Raw genomic sequence first — 18,864 nt, forward strand, 5'->3', positions numbered from 1 at the left:
TTTTTTGTTGACACTTATATAAAAGCAATAACCGTGCCAACTTTTCATGTTGGCACGGTTATTGTTATAACACGGTTTGTGTTGATATTTTTATGTTACACACTGGATTGCACAGTTTACACACAGTTATTTAATAAGATTGTTTTATCTTATTTTCGATAAACATTTGCGCAACATAAGCAATTTCACTTTCTGGTATTTCAAGGTGATAACGCTTTTCAACAGGCATTAAATTAGACTGGACCGCATTGTATGCAATCAAATGTTTACGTTTAAAACGTTCCAAGTCGTCAAAATCACGTTTTTTTACGCCTGTATTTAGAGCTTCCACCAGAAAGGCTAAGTGAATAAGGATGGCCGCATCAATACCTGGTTCAACAATCACTTGCATGTCTGATTGAATTTGATGAATTTGATGTTGCAAGAGTAATAATAATTCTGAAACAGACTCAATCGTTGTCATCGTCCCTTCTAACGAAGCAATAATTTGACCGATCGATAATTCATTGGCTGCCAAGCGTTTTAATTCATTGAGCTTATCGTTGTTAAAAATATCAAACGCTGAAAAGAACGGGATATTTTGATACTCGATATCTACAGTTCCAACAATCGCTTTAATATCATATTGTTCCATTAACCGATCGATATGCTTTTTAAACGCCTCTTTTTCTAAGAATTGCATTTGAATGATTTCTACTTCATCCGTATTGACCACTGGTTGAATGCGTTCATATAATTTTGTGGCGACCCCTTCTCCCGTAAAACATGTCACAATCACAGCTTTATCGCGTTGTTTTTCCGGTCGAAACTGTGTCCGCACGATATTTTCAAATGACATCTGAACATTTTGATAAATATCTTCTAACGATCTACCAATGCTGGCCATTCGCACGGCCTCTAAGACTATCATGGTACTTACCATAGAAATCGCTTTAGTGCGAACGCCCGTTTCTTCATAAATCATATTCCCAAATGTATTTAAAGACCCCATATCTGTTAATAACAACATTCCACTCGCCATTTGCTCTTTATGGTCAATGACATAGTTTTTTACTTGTTCATACATGTGCTGAACTTCCATTGTTAAAGGCATATTAAAAGCTGTTCCCGTCGTAGTACCTAATAATTCTTGAACGGCTTCTAACATACTGGAGGCCGTTGATTTTCCGTGCATGAGTAATACAATGGCCACTTGATTGTCTTGCGTTTCTTGTGGCTCAACTGTGTCAATCGCTAGAAACATGGTGATAAATCCGATTTCATCAAAAGGAATTTCAATCTCGTATGCTTCTTCAATCATTGCCGAAAGGTCGATTGCCACCTTAAACTCTTTTTTATAATGAATCCGAATATCGTTTAAGTTTGGATGGATGATACTTCGATTGTCTTTAATCCGTTCGAGCGTCCCTTGTAAATGCAAAGCAAAAGTAAAACGTGCTTTTTCATGATAGGAACGGTCAAGACGTTCTTCAGCGACATCGTATAGACGGTTTGTCAATTCCCACACGTCCGCTTCAATTAAATCTTGATGTATGTTACTACGCGCTAGCTCATCGACATAGGCTTCAAAGTACTGATCGACATTGGCTTCAATATAAGACTCCAAATCCAGTGTTTCCAGTTCTTGTTGGGTCAAAGTTGACACTTTTTCTTCTATTGTACTGTATACACTCATATCTCTTGCAGGGTCGAGTGACCAAACCACTTCATTCGTTCCCGGCTCAAAAGTTAAATAATGACTATTCTTATCAACAAAACGATCGATACGTTCTGGCATTTCTTTAATCTTTAATAATCCTTTTTGGACTTGTAAGGGTAAGTCTTTTTGATGAATGGTCAAATAGTCCTCTTGATGCGTGCGATAGTTTAAAAAAGCTTTCGCACAGACTAGTTTTAAATCTCGTTTAACTTGTCCGATATTCCCTTCAGCATGGTAAAGCATGAACGCTAAAATAGCTTCTCGCTCGACGATAATCTTTTGCTGTAAACGGTCGGCTTCTTGTTTAATAAAAAGTGTGACGATTTCGTATCGTTCATCAATCGAACGCTCACGTAATGGTGGTAAAGTAATAGACATAGGGATACGACGATTAAACGTCGTCAAAAACATATCCGAGTTCTCAGTCGTTGCACCGATAATCTGGACGGATGCCTCGTGGACTTTGGCACTTTCTCCTAGCGGCCGATATTCGCCCTTGTCAATAAAAGTAAATAACATCTCCTGACCCTCAGGTGGCAAGCGATGGATCTCATCTAAGAAGAGAATCCCTCCATGCGCTTCAGCCAACAGCCCTTGACGATCCTCATTAGCACCGGTATAGGCTCCTTTTTTTACACCAAATATATGAGCGAATAATAATTGTGGATTCTGAGCATAGTCGGCACAGTTAAAGGAAACAAACGGTGCGTCATCCTGAATACTTTCGGAGCTGACTGCAAAACGATACATACATTCGGCAAACAGCGATTTACCTGTCCCTGTTTCACCAAAAACTATCGTATGCAAGCCTTTCGGTGGATACAAAATCGCCGCTTTCGCTTGCTGAATACTGACACTTAACGACTCATTAGCTCCGACTAAATTATCAAAAGTTATATCAAATTGTTCTGTTTTCGTTTTTTCTGTCACAGTAAAAACAACCGGGCGTCCTTGCGAGCGAGCAACCCGTTGTTCTTTGACCAGTTCATTTAAATAGCGGCTAACATTACTGCGTTCTAAACCCATAGCATCGGCGATATCATTGGCTGTCCCTCCGTTTGCCATAGTAGCAAGCGTGCGGAATATTTGTTCTTTTCGATTCGACATGTTATCCCTCCGACTGACGACTCATTTTATCTTTTTTTACGAGTTGTACGTTTTTTCTTTTTATCTTTATTATTTTTATGGCTAACTGGCCCTTTCGGTAGACTTTCATGTAAAGCCCCACCATGTATGAAACGTTCTGCTGTCACTTGCTCCATCTCTTTCATCATGCGACGGTAGTCACGTTCCTCATGTTCACTTAAAAGCATGATTACACGACCGTCCTGTCCCATACGACCTGTACGACCACTCCTATGCAAATAACTTTCCGCATTATAAGGCAAATCGTAATGGACGACATCTGTGACTCCCGGCAAGTCCAGTCCTCGTGCTGCCAAATCAGTTGTCAACAATAGTGACACCTTTTGCTCTCTAAACAAGCGTAAGGCACCTTCACGTTCAAACTTGGACTGGTCGGAAGCTAACGTCACATTTGGTACACCGTCAAAGGTCAATTTATCCGCAACTGCTCCTAAATCTTCGACTTTCGTAAAGAAAACTAAAACGTGTCGTTGGTCAAAATAAGCTAAGTGCTTTAAAACATCTTTTTTACGACGCGACGCTGTCTTAATATAAACGTGTTCCAATGTTCCTTGTGAGGTATCTTCCCCCGTAACATCTATCACCTTCATCTCACGACGAACGAGCGCTGACACAGGTTCGATAACTTTATTACCAGTAGCTGAAACAGCCACGATTTGACACTCGTGTTGGATGCGCTGTAATACATTTTTAGCCGCATTTAGTTCTGAATGGCTTATCAACTGGTCGACTTCATCTAACACCACTGCTTTTAAAAGGTGGGCTTTAATTTTTTTCTGTTGGACTAATTCCCATACACGACCGGGTGTTCCAACAATGATTTCTGGTTTTTCTTTCAAACGTTCGATTTGTCGCTTAATATTCGCCTGACCGATTAACGTCGTCACGCGTACGTCATATTCTTTCAGCCACTCGCGCCACACTTCACTCACCTGCATGGCTAATTCTTGCGAAGGCACGAGAACTAGGACTTGCGTGCCTTCTTTTTCTTTTATTTTAGTACTTAACGGCAAAACATAACTTAATGTCTTACCCGTTCCCGTTGGTGAAATTCCAATCACTGATTGGTCTTCCATTATTTCATCCCACATTTTCTCTTGGATTAACGTGGCTTGGGTAAAGTTATTATTTTGCCATGCGACACGTAATTTATCTGGTAGTAACTGCTCTAACATAGTGTAACTCCTATTCATTTGATAAAGAATCTACGTCAAATTTTAAATCCGCTTGTTGACGTAATTGATACATGAGACGGTGGACTTGTTGACCTAATTCTAACCATTTACGGTACGCCGCTTGAATTGTTTCATCACCAAGATGAGTCATCACATCGGCAAAGGCATTCGCTTCTTCTACCATTGGGTTTGTCTCCTTCGTAACAGGAATAGTCTCATATTCACCACTCGTACGGTCGTAACGCTCTATCTTTTCAATACTATTAGTCGCATTCAAGCGAATAGTCTGATCATAGCCAATAATTTCTGAAGGTAATTCACTATGCCCTACTTTTCCTGTCATCAAATTCACATCAAAAGTCGGATAACGCAAAATAATATGGCCCGTTCCATCTACCCCCGTGGCTAATTTTGTCGCAAAATAATAAGCCTCTTCCGGTTCTCCAAACCAACTTACCGCTGCATAGATAAGATAGACGCCTAAATCCATTAACGCACCACCTGAAAAATGCGGGGAAAAGATATTGGGTTCTTGTCCTGCACGTACATCATCAAAGCGTGAGGAATATTTCATAAAACTAAAGTTTGCTGCAACAATTTCATCCATCTCATGAATCAGTTCGGCTACTTTTTTGAAGTTTTCTTCATGAATATGACGTGCGGCTTCAAACATTTTCACACCATGATGCTCGGCCAGTGTCACAAGCTCGTTCCATTCTCTTTCATTCGCAACAGCTGGTTTCTCAACAATCACATGTTTGCCATGTTCAATTGCTTGTTTCGCTTGGGTAAAATGCAAGCTATTCGGTGAAGCAATATATATCACATCCAATTCTTCCGATGCAAAAAAGCGCGTCAAGTCATCTTCAAAAAGTGTTGCGCCATACTTTTCACCAAATGCTTGTGCCGTCGCTAAACGACGTGAATAAACTCCGATACAAACGTAACGTTTTGTCTCTAATGCTGCCTGTACAAACTGATCGGTAATCCAATTTGTTCCTATTATTCCTAACCGTAACATGGACTCACTTCCTTTTCCGTCTCTTTTTTATGTTCTTTTAAAAAACACTCTTCACTCTATTATACACCATAAATTAACCCTTCGTATAGAGAACCTTTTCGCTAGATTTTTTTATTAATTTCCGTTATGATAATACTCATAAAAGAGGTGTTTATAATGCATTCTATCATACTGGTTGAAATACTTTTATTCTTAGGACTTGTTATTTCACTTTTTGTTATTGCGGCCGATATCGTCCATCAACAAAAAAGACAGTCACCCTATAACTTTGCGACTTGTCAACATTTTATCGGCACGTGGCAGTATTTAGACCCTAAAAGGCAACAATTATTTGAATTTTGTCTAACGGACTCTCATGAATTAATTTTAAATGGAACGCCTTTAGAAGTAACGATTGTCTTAATCTCTCCGTCATTATTTATTTTTAAAGATCCTTATGGCTTTACTCTTAAAATTCACTATCACTCATCTGAAGAGTGTTACTTATACGATGAGGCCAACGAACGCTATTATCCTTTAAAAAAACTGACACATTAAAAAACGTTCAGCTCCGTTTTAAACGGTGCTGAACGTTTTTTTATTCTGCTTCTTCTGAAAACTGTGAATGATACAGTTGCTCATAAAAACCTTTTTGAGCGAGTAGACTATCGTGTGTCCCTTGTTCGATAATTTTCCCTTGATCCATTACAAGAATTAAATCCGCATCTCGAATGGTAGATAGACGGTGAGCAATCACAAAGCTCGTACGTCCTTCCATTACTTTCGCCATGGCTTTTTGAATCAACCACTCTAAACGTGTATCAACGGAACTTGTTGCTTCATCTAAAATTAAAATTTTAGGATTTGAAATAATCGCACGAGCAATCGTCAATAATTGTTTCTGACCAAGCGAGATGTTGCCACCTTCTTGGTCAATCATCATCTGATAACCACCTGGCATCGTTCGAATAAAATGGTCAACATTGGCTGCTTTAGCCGCATCTACGACTTCATAGTCTGTTGCATCGAGTTTACCAAAGCGAATATTTTCCATAATCGTATCATGATACAACCACGCATCTTGCAAGACCATTCCGAATTGAGCACGCAGTGACGAGCGTGGAATGTCTTGAATGTTCACGCCATCGATTTTGATTGCGCCTCCTGTGACATCATAGAAACGCATTAAGAGATTTATAAACGTTGTTTTCCCAGCTCCCGTAGGACCAACAATCGCCACTGTCTGTCCAGGTAGCACTTCAACATTTAGATTTTCTATTAATGGACGATTTGGTTCATAACGGAAAGAAACATTTTCAAATGATACGCGCCCAGCTACTTCGCCCGTGAAATCATGAATTTCACGACGTGTTTCTTCTTCTGCTTCATCTAGGAATTCAAAAATTCGTCCCGTCGCAGCTGACGCACTTTGTAAGACACCGGATAACTGAGTAATTTGTCCCATTGGTTGGTTAACTTGCCATACATATTGAATAAAGGCTTGTAAGTTCCCAACCGTCAGGGTGCCTATAATGACAAAATAACTTCCCATCACTGCTGTGACGATATAAGCTAAATAAGCTGTCAATTGAACAAGAGGCATCATTAAACCAGAAACAAATGCCGATTTAAATCCATACGTCGATAATCGATGACTCGTCTCTTGAAATTCTTCATAGGCCTGTTGTTCGCGTCCAAATAATTTTAAAATGGAAAAGCCTGTAAGTGTTTCTTGGACGTAACCATTTAAGTCACCCAGTGCTTTTTGTTGCTGTTTAAAGTATTTTTGTGAGAAAGACACGACGATTTTAGAAATCACGATCGATAGTGGAATCATCGTCACGCCAACGAGCGCGAGTTGCCAATTAAGAGCAAACATCATCGAAACGGCCATTACGATACCTAAAAGTGCTGAGACCATCGCTAGAAAACTTTGTTGCATAGCTCCCGCTAAGGCATCGACGTCATTCGTCATCCGTGATAAAACATCCCCTCGCTGATGCGTGTCAAAGTAAGACACCGGCATGCGATTAATCTTTTGCGAAATATCATGACGTAAGTCACGCATAGCACTTTGAACGACTTGCGTCATCAAGCGACTCGCTAAATACATACTCACACTGTATATTAACGCAATAACAACCAACATCCCTAAGATAACCAAGATATAATCAAAATCAATGGCTTGATTCTGATCAAGATTTTCTTTAATACGCGTTGTTGGTAATCCTGTAACATAAGGAAAAATCGCATTCAAGCCTATGGCAATCAACTGAAAGAACAAAGCAGCGATAAACTTCACTCGGTAAACACGTAGATAAAACCACAAACGTTTTAATGTCTTAACAGATGTTTTCATGCTAATTCCTCCTCTGTTAATTGTGATGAGGCGATATCATAGTAAATCTGGTTGTTCGCCAACAGCTCACGGTGCGTACCAATGCCGACAACTTCTCCCTCATTTAACACGACAATACGGTCCGCTTCCATAATCGTGCTAACACGTTGCGCTACGATTAAGACGGTCGCGTCTTCGGTTTCTTCTTTTAGACGCGCACGTAATTTGGCATCAGTAGCATAATCAAGTGCAGAAAAGCTATCATCAAAAATATATATTTCTGGTCGACGTATCACCGCACGAGCAATCGCCAAGCGTTGTTTCTGTCCACCAGAAAAATTAGCTCCTGCTTCGGCTACAGGCTCTTGTAACCCTTTTTCCTTACTGGCTACAAAGTCAGTTGCTTGCGCTACATCAAGAGCATAAGCTAAATCATCCGCTGTGGCATCAGGCTTTCCAAAGCGCAAGTTTTCTTCAATAGTACCTGAGAATAATAAGGCCTTTTGTGGAATATAGCCGATTTTTTGACGTAACGTTTGTAACGGATAGTCTCGGACATCATGCCCGTCGATTAAAATCCGCCCCTTTGTGACATCATAGAAGCGTGGGATTAACTGAATCAAGGTGGACTTTCCACTTCCCGTACTGCCGATGAAGGCTACTGTTTCACCTGGTTTAGCAGAAAACGATACATCTCGAATAACAGGACTTTCCGTGTCGGGATAGGCAAAACATACATCTTGAAATTCAATGACACCGTGTGTAGTTGTTTGAGGGGCTTCGGTAGCCGTTTCTACTACACTTGGCTCTGTCTCTAAAACTTCTTGAATTCGGTTAGCCGATACTGCCGCACGTGGATACATCATAAAGACGATGGAAAACATCATAAATGAAAATAACGCATGGAAAATATATTCAATAAAAGCAATAAGTTCTCCCACAGCTAGGTCGCCCACGCTAATTTGAACGGAACCAAACCAAATTACTAATATCATCACGATATTAAATAGAAAGAAAAAAGCTGGTTGCGCCGTCGCCATTAACGTAAACAGTCGAGTCGAACTTGTCGCGTAATCTTGATTGACTTTAGCAAAACGTGATTCTTGAAACTTCTCATTAACAAACGCTCGAATAACGCGTAACCCTGAAAGATTTTCACGTAAAATACGATTTATATTGTCTAAGTTTTTCTGTTGGCTTTTAGAAATAGGCTCTGAACGCTTCGCGATGATTACAACGCCAAGTATTAGAAACGGAATAGCCAGAAAAACATACTTTGCCAGAGAAGCATTTTGACGTAAAATTAAAATCAAACTGGCAGTAAACATCATCGGTGTCATGAATCCAGTTCGTAAAATCATACCTAAAAACAGCATGACTTGATACGCATCGTTCGTCGTACGTGTAATAAGTGACGATACACCTAACGTTTCATACTCGTGATGCGAAAACCCTTGAATATTAGCAAACATATCGTCACGAATATCAACCACGATGGAGGTCGTTAGGCGTGAAACAAAATAAGTCAAACACAAGTGTAAAATAATACCAATCGTCGTAATGGCAACCATTGCCAATCCTAACCGTTTGACCACATCAAAATTTTGTTGATTGATTCCTTTATCAATCATTTGTGCTAATAAGGTGGGCAATCCTAACTCAATGATAATAAAACCAAAGACACTTAAAAAATTAAAAAACAAAAGTTTCTTATGTCGCATGGTATACTCCCACATTAACTTCATATAAGTCCCTCCTCTTTTTTTCGTAAAGTACACTACAATATAGCATATTTGAAGATAAAAGAATATGAATTACCCTCTTTCACATACTTTTACTGACAAAATCAATGTCTTTTTTGACCTTAACAAAAGGGTCCTTCCTATACAACGTTACAAATCTATGATAAAATTACGATAACGAATAGAACATGACTTGACTTATAATTATAAGTTTTATTGACATCTATAATGAAACAAAGGCGAGGTTTCATTCCACTTTAATTCACGTTTTAGTGGGGAATAGGTAAAAACAATAGGTGATTTCACCTATTTTTAGTGTGTTCAAAATAACGATTTATACATTGAATATAAAGGAGAATGATGATGATTTATAAAGTTTATTATCAAGAAAACAAAACATTTAGCCCAAAAAGAGAAAATACGCACTCACTTTATTTAGAGGCAGAAAACGAGCGTGAGGCACGTCATCTAATTGAAACACATACCGATTACAATTTAGAATTTATCCAAGCATTAGATGAAAAACATTTAGCCTATGAGAAAGAAAACGCCCCGTTTAGTCTAACGGAGTTTAACTAGTATGAAAGTCAATTTAAAAAATAACGAAACCGGCGTCTTTGCCTTAGGTGGTCTTGGTGAAATCGGTAAAAACACTTATGGCGTACAGTTTCAAGATGAGATTATTATCGTCGATGCAGGTATTAAATTCCCAGAAGATGATTTACTAGGAATTGATTACGTTATTCCCGACTATCAATACATCGTGCAAAACTTACCAAAAGTAAAAGCACTTGTCATTACTCATGGACATGAAGACCATATTGGTGGGATTCCTTATTTGTTAAAACAAGTAAACATTCCTATCTATGCTGGTCCTTTAGCATTAGCACTTATCAAGAATAAGTTAGAAGAGCATGGCTTACTTCGAGATGCTGAACTCCATGAGATTAACGAAGACACACAGATTAAATTTAGGAAAACATCTATTACCTTTTTCCGTACAACACATAGTATTCCAGATGCGTTAGGAGTGGTTGCTAAAACACCTTCAGGAAATGTCGTCTTTACTGGGGATTTCAAATTTGACTTTACCCCTGTTGGCGAGCCACCTAATTTACAAAAAATGGCGAAGATTGGTGAAGAAGGCGTTTTATGCTTACTGTCAGATAGTACCAATGCCGAAATTCCTGGTTTTACTGAATCAGAAAAAACGATTGGCGCCTCAATCGAACGTATTTTTGAAAAAATCGACGGACGCATTATTTTTGCTACCTTTGCTTCTAACATCTTCCGCTTACAACAAACTGCTTTAGCGGCTGTGAAAACAGGGCGTAAAATTGCTGTCTTTGGTCGCAGTATGGAAAATGCGATGGTAAATGGACGTAAATTAGGCTATATTACGGTTCCGGAAGAAACGTTTATCGATGCACGGGAAGTCAATCAGTATCCGGCAAATGAAATTCTAATTCTATGTACGGGATCACAAGGTGAACCTATGGCGGCGCTTAGTCGAATCGCGAATGGTACACATCGTCAAATCTCGATTCAGCCGGGTGATACGGTTGTCTTTTCTAGTTCGCCTATTCCTGGAAACACTACGTCTGTTAACCGCGTGATTAACTTATTATCCGAAGCGGGTGCCGAAGTCATTCATGGAAAAGTCAATAACATCCATACTTCTGGTCATGGTGGACAACAAGAGCAAAAACTGATGTTAAGTTTAATGAAACCAAAATACTTTATGCCCGTTCATGGTGAGTACCGTATGTTAAAAATTCATACTGAGCTTGCACAAGACACCGGCGTAAAAAAAGAAAATTGCTTTATTTTAGGTAATGGCGATGTCTTAGCTTTAACAGCAGACTCAGCGCGTCGTGCCGGCCACTTTAATGCAGGAGATGTCTATGTCGACGGTAGTGGTATTGGAGATATCGGAAATATCGTCTTAAAAGATCGTCGTATTCTTTCAGAAGAGGGACTCGTCCTAGCAGTAGTGACGGTCAACTATCAAGAGCAACGCATTATGGCAGGTCCTGATATTTTATCACGTGGCTTTATCTATATGCGCGAATCAGGGGATTTGATTAACGAATGTCAACGTCTACTATTCCGCGAATTAGCTCGCGTCTTAAAACAAGAAAACTGCAACGAACGTCTAATCAAGGAAACAATGGTTCAAACGTTGCAACCATTCTTAGCTGAAAAAACAGAACGTTATCCGATGATTCTACCTATGGCTTTAGAAGCAACTGAATAAACAATAAAAATCCGAGAAATGTTAAACATTTCTCGGATTTTCTTTTATTTATTTTTAGATTTAATTTTCCCCGTCCAGTTTTGGTATCCACCTTTTAAAATATAAAGATTAGTGTACCCTTTTTTACGTAAAAAGTTAGCTGTACGGATACTTAATGTTTTCTTTTGGTCATAAATCAAAAGGTCTTGATCTTTTCTCAATCCCATATAAGATTGTTTTAGTGTCGTATAGGGAACATTGCGCGCACCTAAGATGTGGCCACTATCGTAAACGTCTTTTTCACGGACGTCAATCACTTGAGAAAAACGCATTTTTTCTCTAAACTCTGCTTCGTCAATCCACTTGGCAGAACGACGTGCCATGATACGCAAGTAACCTTCTCTTCCTAATAAGTAAACTAAAATAGCTAATAAAATTAAATTAAATACTAATAACGGACTCATCTAACGTTTCCTTCCTTACTTCGTTTATTTATATTGTAATGCTAATGAAGCTGCCCCGATAATGCCCGCTTCATTTCCTAACTCAGCTAGTTTAATAGACGTGCTATCACGCACTTGTTTAAAGGTAAATTGGTCAAAGTTTTTCTGGATACGTTCACGTAAAAACTCACCTGCAGCTGAAACGCCACCACCTATAACGATGTCAGTTGGATTTAACATATTCCCAATATGACTACATGCTAATCCTAAGTAAAAAGCTACCTTATCCACCACCATTAATGCAAAGGTATCCCCTGCTTCAGCCGCTTCAAAGACAATTTTACTCGTAATATCTTGTCCATCGTCAATCATAAATTTAAGCTCTGAATCACCTGCATAGCTTTCTGATAATGTTCGTGCTAAACGAACTACACCTGTCGCACTGGCTACTGTTTCGAGGCAACCTTTTTTACCACACGTACAATCAAAGCCTTCAGGATCCACCGTAATATGACCGATTTCTCCGGCTGCTCCGGCTGCCCCGTGCAATAATTTACCTTCTGCGATTAATCCACCGCCGACACCTGTTCCTAACGTCATAAACGCCATATCAGGTGTTTTATGTCCAGCCCCTTGCCAGCGCTCACCTAATGCAGCTACGTTAGCATCATTATCTAAAACGAAGGGGATTCCTAAAGCGACTTCAATCTGTTCTTTCACAGGTTGGAGTGTCTTCCAGTTCAGATTGTAAGCACCTATCACCGTTCCTTTAATAATATCGACTGCTCCAGGTGTTCCCATACCGATTCCGATAAAATCTTCTTTAGACATTTTATATAAGTCTAAACGATGTTCAATACTTTTGATAATATCTGGTACGATGTGTGATCCTTCATCGCTAATGTTTGTTTCGATACTCCAACGTTGTTGTACTTCGCCTTCCTCTGTTAAAATACCAAATTTAATCGTTGTGCCACCTAAATCAATCCCAATTAATTTACGACTCACTGCTTGCTCCTCCTCTTTCTCTCGCTCACGTTTTAATTCTTGTTGATATTCTTCATTTAGTACATGTTTGGCTTGCACGTAGGTAGCGGTATCAATCACACCAGCTCGACTTAACTCGGCTAGTTCAATTTCCATCATCTCAATATCCCATAAGCGCTTACCGACATAGACATAGACGCCAAACTCTTTTAATAACTGTTGCACATCATAAAGCGTTCGCATTTCCAATCTTCCTTTACTATTATAGCGTATTTATTTACCATAACTCAACTGTCTCTCTTTTAGAAAAAAGCTCCATATCGTTGAATACCATAAACTATACAAAATACAACAAAAAATAAAAATCCTATCCCTGATGCAATCCGACGATGTTTGTTATCTTCTGTTACATTATAACGTGATTTTTTTACTTGAGGTCCTGAAATAGCAAAGCCTAATAATAGACCACCAATCAAACCACCAATATGACCAAACATATCAATCCCTTGACTGAACAAGTTAAACACTAAATTAACTACGACTAACGCTAACATATTACGGGCCATATATTGGACGCGCGGATGATAGGGAAAAATACGTCCTAAAGCAATAAAACCTCCAAACAAACCAAAAAGAGCCGTACTCGCTCCTGCAGAAACAGTTTGCATAGGGCCAAAAGCAAAACTTAGTAAATTACCAGACAGACCGCTTAATAGATAAAAAATTAAAAAGGGGATACGCCCCATCATCGCTTCTAATTCTTTTCCAGCAAAATAAAGGAAAAAAGAATTTAAAATGAGATGCACGAGCCCGATATGTAAGAAAATAGGAGTTATCAAACGCCAGTACTCTCCCATCGCTACTAACGGTGCATACATCGCACCAAACTTCACTAAGATTTGAGTTTGCGTAGTTCCATCCAATCCGTAGCCATTTGCTAAACCATATAAGGTCATTAAAATAAAGAGTGTCACTTGAATGGTCAGTAGTACCACTGTCACACCATTTTGTTTCATTTCTTGTTTTATTCTTTGTGGGTTAAAGGCCATTTAATCCTTTCACTCTCCTCTCACTCATTTTCATATTATACCATTAAATGTATGATGAAAACATGAAAGTCTCGTTATTTTTCTATTTTACCGGTAACAATTATCAGTCTCATCTTTAAAAAAAGAGAAAAACTCAACTTCCTCCCCTATGACTAAATCTTGGCAAGCCCGCATTGGTTTGTTATACTAAAGCAATCAATTTCACTCAAATAAAGGACGGAATTAACATGAATTTAGGCAGACTGGATTTTGGCACAAAAGATGCTGTTTTAGCGATTGCGATTATGATGATGCTTATTTTAACCATTTATTTTCATTGGTCGATAAAAGAATTTATTCTTTCAGAAATAGCGATTGTTCTCTCGTTTTACGGTGGGACATTGAAACAAGATAAGCGTTTGGACTCTAAGTAAAAACAAATAAAAAAGCTGTCATCTTTGTTAGACAAAGTTGACAGCTTTTTGTTAAGGCTTATTTTGTTTCACGGTGAAGTGTTACTTTACGCTCACGTGGGCAATATTTTTTCACTTCTAAACGATCTGGGTTATTACGTTTATTTTTATTAGATAAGTAGTTACGTTCTTTACACTCTGTGCATTCTAAAGTAATATGTACGCGCATGTTTTTCCCTCCAAATAATTAGTTTCAGTTGAGTTTTTCACTCATACTTGAATATCATAGCATTTTTTTTTATAGATTTCTACCCTTTTTATCAATTTTGTTAAGTAGTTCTACTTTACAGTGACTTCTTCCCTGTTTTAATGATGAAAAGCCTTGCTGTTACTAACTTTTAGTGCTTGTAGTCATAGTAAGCATTAAATATTTCTTTCGTCATTACCGCATGAAGCGCATCGGACTCGTCTTGAATATGTGGAATAATAACTGAGACCGCTAACTCAGGATTTTCTTGAGGGGCATACGCCACCATAGAGCTATTGACTAAACGAATAACATCGTTTGGATTATCTGGATTAGGAATCGGCGTTTCGGCTGTACCCGTTTTGGCAGATATCACATATTTCCCACCTTGTAGCGCCCGTCCTGTACGACGATAATCCGTTCCATTAACTACGTTATAAAATCCTTCTTGGACAACGGAGATATGTTCTTTTGCTTTTACTTCATTCATCACTTTGGTTTCTTTTACTTCTACTGGTTCACCCAAGCCACCAGACTCATTATTATCATAAACACCTTCAACAACACGCGGTGCTACACGTACACCGTCATTGGCAATCGTTGCCACATATTGTGCTAACTGCATCGGCGTATAGGTATCGTAGTTCCCAAAGGAAAGGTCGAGTAAATTCCCCATCTTACCTGGTTTTAAGTTCCCTTTTTCATCATAGAAATCTGTCGGTGCTAACCCAGTCGACTCTCCCGGCAAGTCAATGCCTGTTTTATCGCCCAGTCCATATTCCTTGAACGTCCCACGTAACGTGTCATAGACATCCGTTCTCTCTGGCAAGTTCATTCCTGGATGATACTCTACTCCCATCATTTTCAAGACAATTTTCATCATATAAACGTTGGAAGACACAGTCAATGCGTCTACAGTATTTAACGGGACCCGGCCATATTGGTTAAATAACGAGCTTTTAACATCCCCAGCTCCTTCACCAAAACGTAAAGGTTCATCAATCATCACATCATTTTGAGGTAAGATATTTTGTTCAAATCCTGCCATGACGGTTGCGCCCTTAATCACCGATCCGGGTACAAAAGCTTTGTTAATTGTCCCCAAAGTATCATCCGTTAATTCTTGCGTTTCTGGGTCATGACTTAACCCTACCATTGCTAAGACATCTCCAGTTTGCGGATTTAAAACGACAGCATACGCGCCATCGGAATAGCGTGCCTTACCGTTATATATGAGTTGTTGATAATTACGTCGGACAATATCTGCGACTTGTTTTTGGAACTCAATATCAATGGTTAGTTTTACATTTTGACCTTTTTTACCTTCTGTAATTTCTTCTTGCTTTTCTATCTCATTTTGTTGATTAATCGTCACTTCCGACTTAGATTTCGTTCCTCTTAACACCGGCTCATATTGCTTTTCTAGGTAACTCAACCCTACACGGTCGTTACGTGCATAGCCCTTTTTCAAATATTCATCTGCTTCTTCTTGAGGCAATCCCGTCTTTTCAGAGGATACCGTCCCTAAAATAGAACGCAGTGCATCGCCTTGTGGGTATTCACGATCCCAGTCCATCCCTGTTGAAATACCAGGGATTTCTGCAACACTTTCCCCTATCTGAGCTATTTCTTCAGGTGTCACGTCTTCGTTTTTAATGATAACGGGCGTTAAAGCGTACGCGCCATTAATTCGTTTAAAAACAGAAGCGACTTTCAATTCTTCTTCATCAAATTGAATTTCTTCAGGTGTAACTTTTTCGGTGAGCAACTGATATTCATCTGCAGCTGAAATCAGTGCGCCTTTATCATTCACCTTTTCTTTATCCGTTAATCGTTTACGTGCTTCTGCTAGATTATTCTCATCTGCCAACCAATAATCTTTTAAATCTCGTTCGGATAAATTCTCTGCTTTAATAGCTAAAATTTGTGTGAGTTGACGTGAAACGTCTAAAATTTCCTGCGCAGTCATCCCAGCTTTTTTAGTATAAATAACAGCTGGCTTCGAACGATTGCCGACTAAGACTTGCCCAGAAGCATCATAAATCATCCCTCGCGGCGCATTGTTTTCTACAATGTTTTTCTGTCCCCATTTTACTTTATCTTCAAAAAAATCCAAATGGATAATTTGTAAATAGGCAAGACGAATCACTAAAGAAAGAAAGAGAACAAAGACAATAAAAAATAAAAAGTTTAAACGAAACGGAATATGTGACTTGACTTCCGTTCGATTACGTCGTTTCAATTGTTTAAAAAAAGAGTTTTTCATTTTACAGTAATCCTTTCAAGATATACTTATCTCATTCATTTTACAGAATCACACGGTAAAAAAAAAGGAATTCATCTTTTTATCGCCAACTTTTTAATAATCCTTAACAATCCCTTTTTAAAAGTTGAAAAACGCTCAAAAAGATAGGTCTCTTTTTGAGCGTTATAAACTAATTAATTATGATGGTCGGCTATATGTAGCGACTTCTGCTACAATTTGATTGATTAACGCATCGATTTCAACTGTTTCAGTTTCTTTGCTACCATATCGACGAACGTTAACAGCTTGTGCTTCCACTTCTTTATCCCCGACAACTAATTGATAAGGGACTTTTTGTGTTTGCGATTCACGAATCTTATACCCCATTTTTTCATTGCGGTGGTCAACTTCAAAGCGTAACCCATGTCGATTTAAGGCTTCTTTCAACTTCTCAGCATAGTCGCCATGTAAATCTAAGTTAACTGGAATAATCGTTCCCTGCACAGGAGCCAACCATGTTGGGAATGCTCCTTTGTATACTTCTGTTAAATAAGCAACGAAACGTTCCATCGTTGATACAATACCACGATGAATAACTACAGGACGATGTGTGTTTTCGCCATCTTCCCCTACATAAGTCAAATCGAAACGCTCAGGTAAAAGGAAGTCTAACTGAATAGTCGATAGCGTTTCTTCAATACCCATAGCTGTTTTTACTTGAACATCTAGTTTTGGTCCGTAGAACGCTGCTTCGCCTTCAGCTTCTTTATACTCTAAGCCCATTTCATCCACTGCTTCTTTTAGCATTTTTTGTGCTTTTTCCCACATTTCATCGTCATCAAAATACTTTTCTGTATTAGCAGGGTCACGGTAACTTAAACGGAAAGCATAGTCAGTAATGTCAAAGTCTTTATAAACTTCAACCATTAATTCTAACGTGCGTTTGAACTCATCTTTAATTTGGTCTGGACGAACAAATGTATGACCGTCATTTAGCGTCATTTCACGCACACGTTGTAAACCAGATAAAGCTCCACTCTTTTCATAACGGTGCATCATGCCTAACTCAGCAATACGAATCGGTAATTCGCGGTAACTGTGAATATCATTTTTATACACCATCATGTGATGTGGACAGTTCATCGGACGTAAAACTAGCATTTCTCCGTCACCCATATCCATTGGTGGGAACATATCTTCATGATAGTGATCCCAGTGACCAGAGGTTTTGTAAAATTCAACGTTCGCCATGATTGGTGTATAAACGTGTTGATAACCTAAACTAATTTCTTTATCTGTAATATAACGCTCGATAGTTCGACGAATCGTTGCCCCTTTTGGTAACCAGAAAGGTAAACCTGAACCGACACTTGGATTTGTCATAAATAAATCTAATTCGCGTCCTAGTTTACGATGGTCACGCTCTTTCGCTTCCTCACGCATTTTGATAAACTCTTTTAAATCCTTTTTATCAAAGAATGCTGTCCCGTAAACACGTTGCATCATTTGATTATCAGAATTACCACGCCAGTATGCTCCCGCCACAGATAATAACTTAAAGACTTGAATACGTCCTGTGCTTGGAACATGGACACCACGGCATAGGTCAACGAAATCTCCTTGATCATAAACAGAAATCACTTCATCTTCAGGTAAGTCTGTAATCAATTCCACTTTATAAGGATCATCTTTAAATAACTCCAGTGCCTCTTCACGTGACACTTCTTTACGCACGATAGGATTGTTTTCTTTGACAATTTCCATCATGACTTTTTCAATTTTCGGTAAATCTTCTTCACTGATAGGGTGCTCACCATTATCAGTATCGTAGTAAAAACCTGTCTCAATCGCTGGGCCTACCCCAAAGTGAATATTGGGATAGATACGACGAATGGCGTTGGCCATTAAGTGCGCTGTCGAGTGACGTAAAATCCCCAAAGCATCTTCATGGTCAGGCGTAATAATTTCTAGAGAACCATCTTCTTGTAATGGTAAGTTCCAATCTACTAATTCTCCATTGAATTTACCTGCTAAAGCTTTTTTCGCTAGACTTTTACTAATACTTTCTGCAATTTCAACTGTGTGTATCCCTTTGTCATATTCTCGGACAGCTCCGTCCGGAAAACTAATCTTAATTTTTTCCATGTTTTCTCCTCCTCTAAAAT

15 protein-coding genes are annotated in these 18,864 nt (G+C 38.8%); 4 read left to right on the plus strand and 11 right to left on the minus strand.

From position 1 onward, the window contains the following. Positions 1–130 precede the first annotated feature (130 nt). From CBF33_RS01235 to CBF33_RS01245, 3 genes are read right to left on the minus strand one after another with little or no spacing between them, the layout of a single operon-like run. Positions 131–2,806, minus strand: coding sequence for a sigma-54-dependent transcriptional regulator (locus tag CBF33_RS01235; protein ID WP_126760835.1), 2,676 nt, complete (start codon positions 2,804–2,806; stop codon positions 131–133). Positions 2,807–2,832: 26 nt separating this feature from the next. After that, entirely contained in the window at positions 2,833–4,020 is a 1,188-nt protein-coding gene (locus CBF33_RS01240) for a DEAD/DEAH box helicase (protein ID WP_170167723.1), read from the minus strand. Between the two features lie 10 nt (positions 4,021–4,030). Continuing rightward, positions 4,031–5,041, minus strand: coding sequence for a Gfo/Idh/MocA family protein (locus CBF33_RS01245; protein ID WP_126760840.1), 1,011 nt, complete (start codon positions 5,039–5,041; stop codon positions 4,031–4,033). Between the two features lie 156 nt (positions 5,042–5,197). Between CBF33_RS01245 and CBF33_RS01250 the strand changes: the two genes are divergently transcribed. Further along, positions 5,198–5,578, plus strand: coding sequence for a DUF4828 domain-containing protein (locus CBF33_RS01250; RefSeq protein ID WP_170167724.1), 381 nt, complete (start codon positions 5,198–5,200; stop codon positions 5,576–5,578). A gap of 40 nt (positions 5,579–5,618) precedes the next feature. Here CBF33_RS01250 and CBF33_RS01255 read toward each other — a convergent pair whose 3' ends face one another. Both CBF33_RS01255 and CBF33_RS01260 read right to left on the minus strand, forming a co-directional pair. Further along, entirely contained in the window at positions 5,619–7,379 is a 1,761-nt protein-coding gene (locus CBF33_RS01255) for an ABC transporter ATP-binding protein (protein ID WP_126760844.1), read from the minus strand. Beyond that, positions 7,376–9,103: an ABC transporter ATP-binding protein gene (locus CBF33_RS01260; RefSeq protein WP_126760846.1), complete on the minus strand. Its 1,728-nt coding sequence runs from the start codon at positions 9,101–9,103 to the stop codon at positions 7,376–7,378. The genes CBF33_RS01255 and CBF33_RS01260 overlap by 4 nt, the downstream gene beginning before the upstream one ends. A 360-nt stretch (positions 9,104–9,463) precedes the next feature. On the opposite strand from CBF33_RS01260, the gene CBF33_RS01265 reads away from it, so the two are divergent. Further along, on the plus strand, positions 9,464–9,679 hold the full coding sequence (locus tag CBF33_RS01265; protein ID WP_126760848.1) for a DNA-directed RNA polymerase subunit epsilon: 216 nt from the start codon (positions 9,464–9,466) through the stop codon (positions 9,677–9,679). Between the two features lies 1 nt (position 9,680). Further along, positions 9,681–11,357: a ribonuclease J1 gene (gene rnjA / locus CBF33_RS01270; protein WP_126760850.1), complete on the plus strand. Its 1,677-nt coding sequence runs from the start codon at positions 9,681–9,683 to the stop codon at positions 11,355–11,357. Positions 11,358–11,401: 44 nt separating this feature from the next. On the opposite strand, the gene CBF33_RS01275 is transcribed toward rnjA, so the two are convergent. Genes CBF33_RS01275 through CBF33_RS01285 form a run of 3 tightly spaced genes read right to left on the minus strand, consistent with a single transcriptional unit; the run spans position 11,402 to position 13,815 of the window. Next, a complete protein-coding gene (locus CBF33_RS01275) occupies positions 11,402–11,800 on the minus strand; it encodes a rhodanese-like domain-containing protein (protein WP_126760852.1) in 399 nt (132 codons plus the stop codon). 24 nt (positions 11,801–11,824) lie between these two features. Next, positions 11,825–13,009, minus strand: a complete 1,185-nt coding sequence (locus CBF33_RS01280) for an ROK family glucokinase (protein WP_126760854.1) — start codon at positions 13,007–13,009, stop codon at positions 11,825–11,827. A gap of 59 nt (positions 13,010–13,068) precedes the next feature. Then, entirely contained in the window at positions 13,069–13,815 is a 747-nt protein-coding gene (locus tag CBF33_RS01285) for a rhomboid family intramembrane serine protease (protein ID WP_023606849.1), read from the minus strand. 227 nt (positions 13,816–14,042) lie between these two features. On the opposite strand from CBF33_RS01285, the gene CBF33_RS01290 reads away from it, so the two are divergent. Further along, positions 14,043–14,228: a DNA helicase UvrB gene (locus CBF33_RS01290; protein ID WP_126760856.1), complete on the plus strand. Its 186-nt coding sequence runs from the start codon at positions 14,043–14,045 to the stop codon at positions 14,226–14,228. Positions 14,229–14,286: 58 nt separating this feature from the next. Here the strand turns inward: CBF33_RS01290 and rpmG are convergent, their stop codons facing one another. The 3 genes from rpmG to thrS form a co-directional block, all read right to left on the minus strand. After that, positions 14,287–14,436, minus strand: coding sequence for a 50S ribosomal protein L33 (rpmG, locus tag CBF33_RS01295; RefSeq protein ID WP_023606847.1), 150 nt, complete (start codon positions 14,434–14,436; stop codon positions 14,287–14,289). Between the two features lie 169 nt (positions 14,437–14,605). Next, on the minus strand, positions 14,606–16,720 hold the full coding sequence (locus CBF33_RS01300; protein WP_126760862.1) for a peptidoglycan D,D-transpeptidase FtsI family protein: 2,115 nt from the start codon (positions 16,718–16,720) through the stop codon (positions 14,606–14,608). A gap of 177 nt (positions 16,721–16,897) precedes the next feature. Continuing rightward, a complete protein-coding gene (gene thrS / locus CBF33_RS01305) occupies positions 16,898–18,844 on the minus strand; it encodes a threonine--tRNA ligase (RefSeq protein ID WP_126760864.1) in 1,947 nt (648 codons plus the stop codon). Between the last annotated feature and the right edge of the window lie 20 nt (positions 18,845–18,864).

Source organism: Vagococcus lutrae, assembly GCF_003987555.1.
Classification (GTDB): Bacteria; Bacillota; Bacilli; order Lactobacillales; family Vagococcaceae; genus Vagococcus_A; species Vagococcus_A lutrae.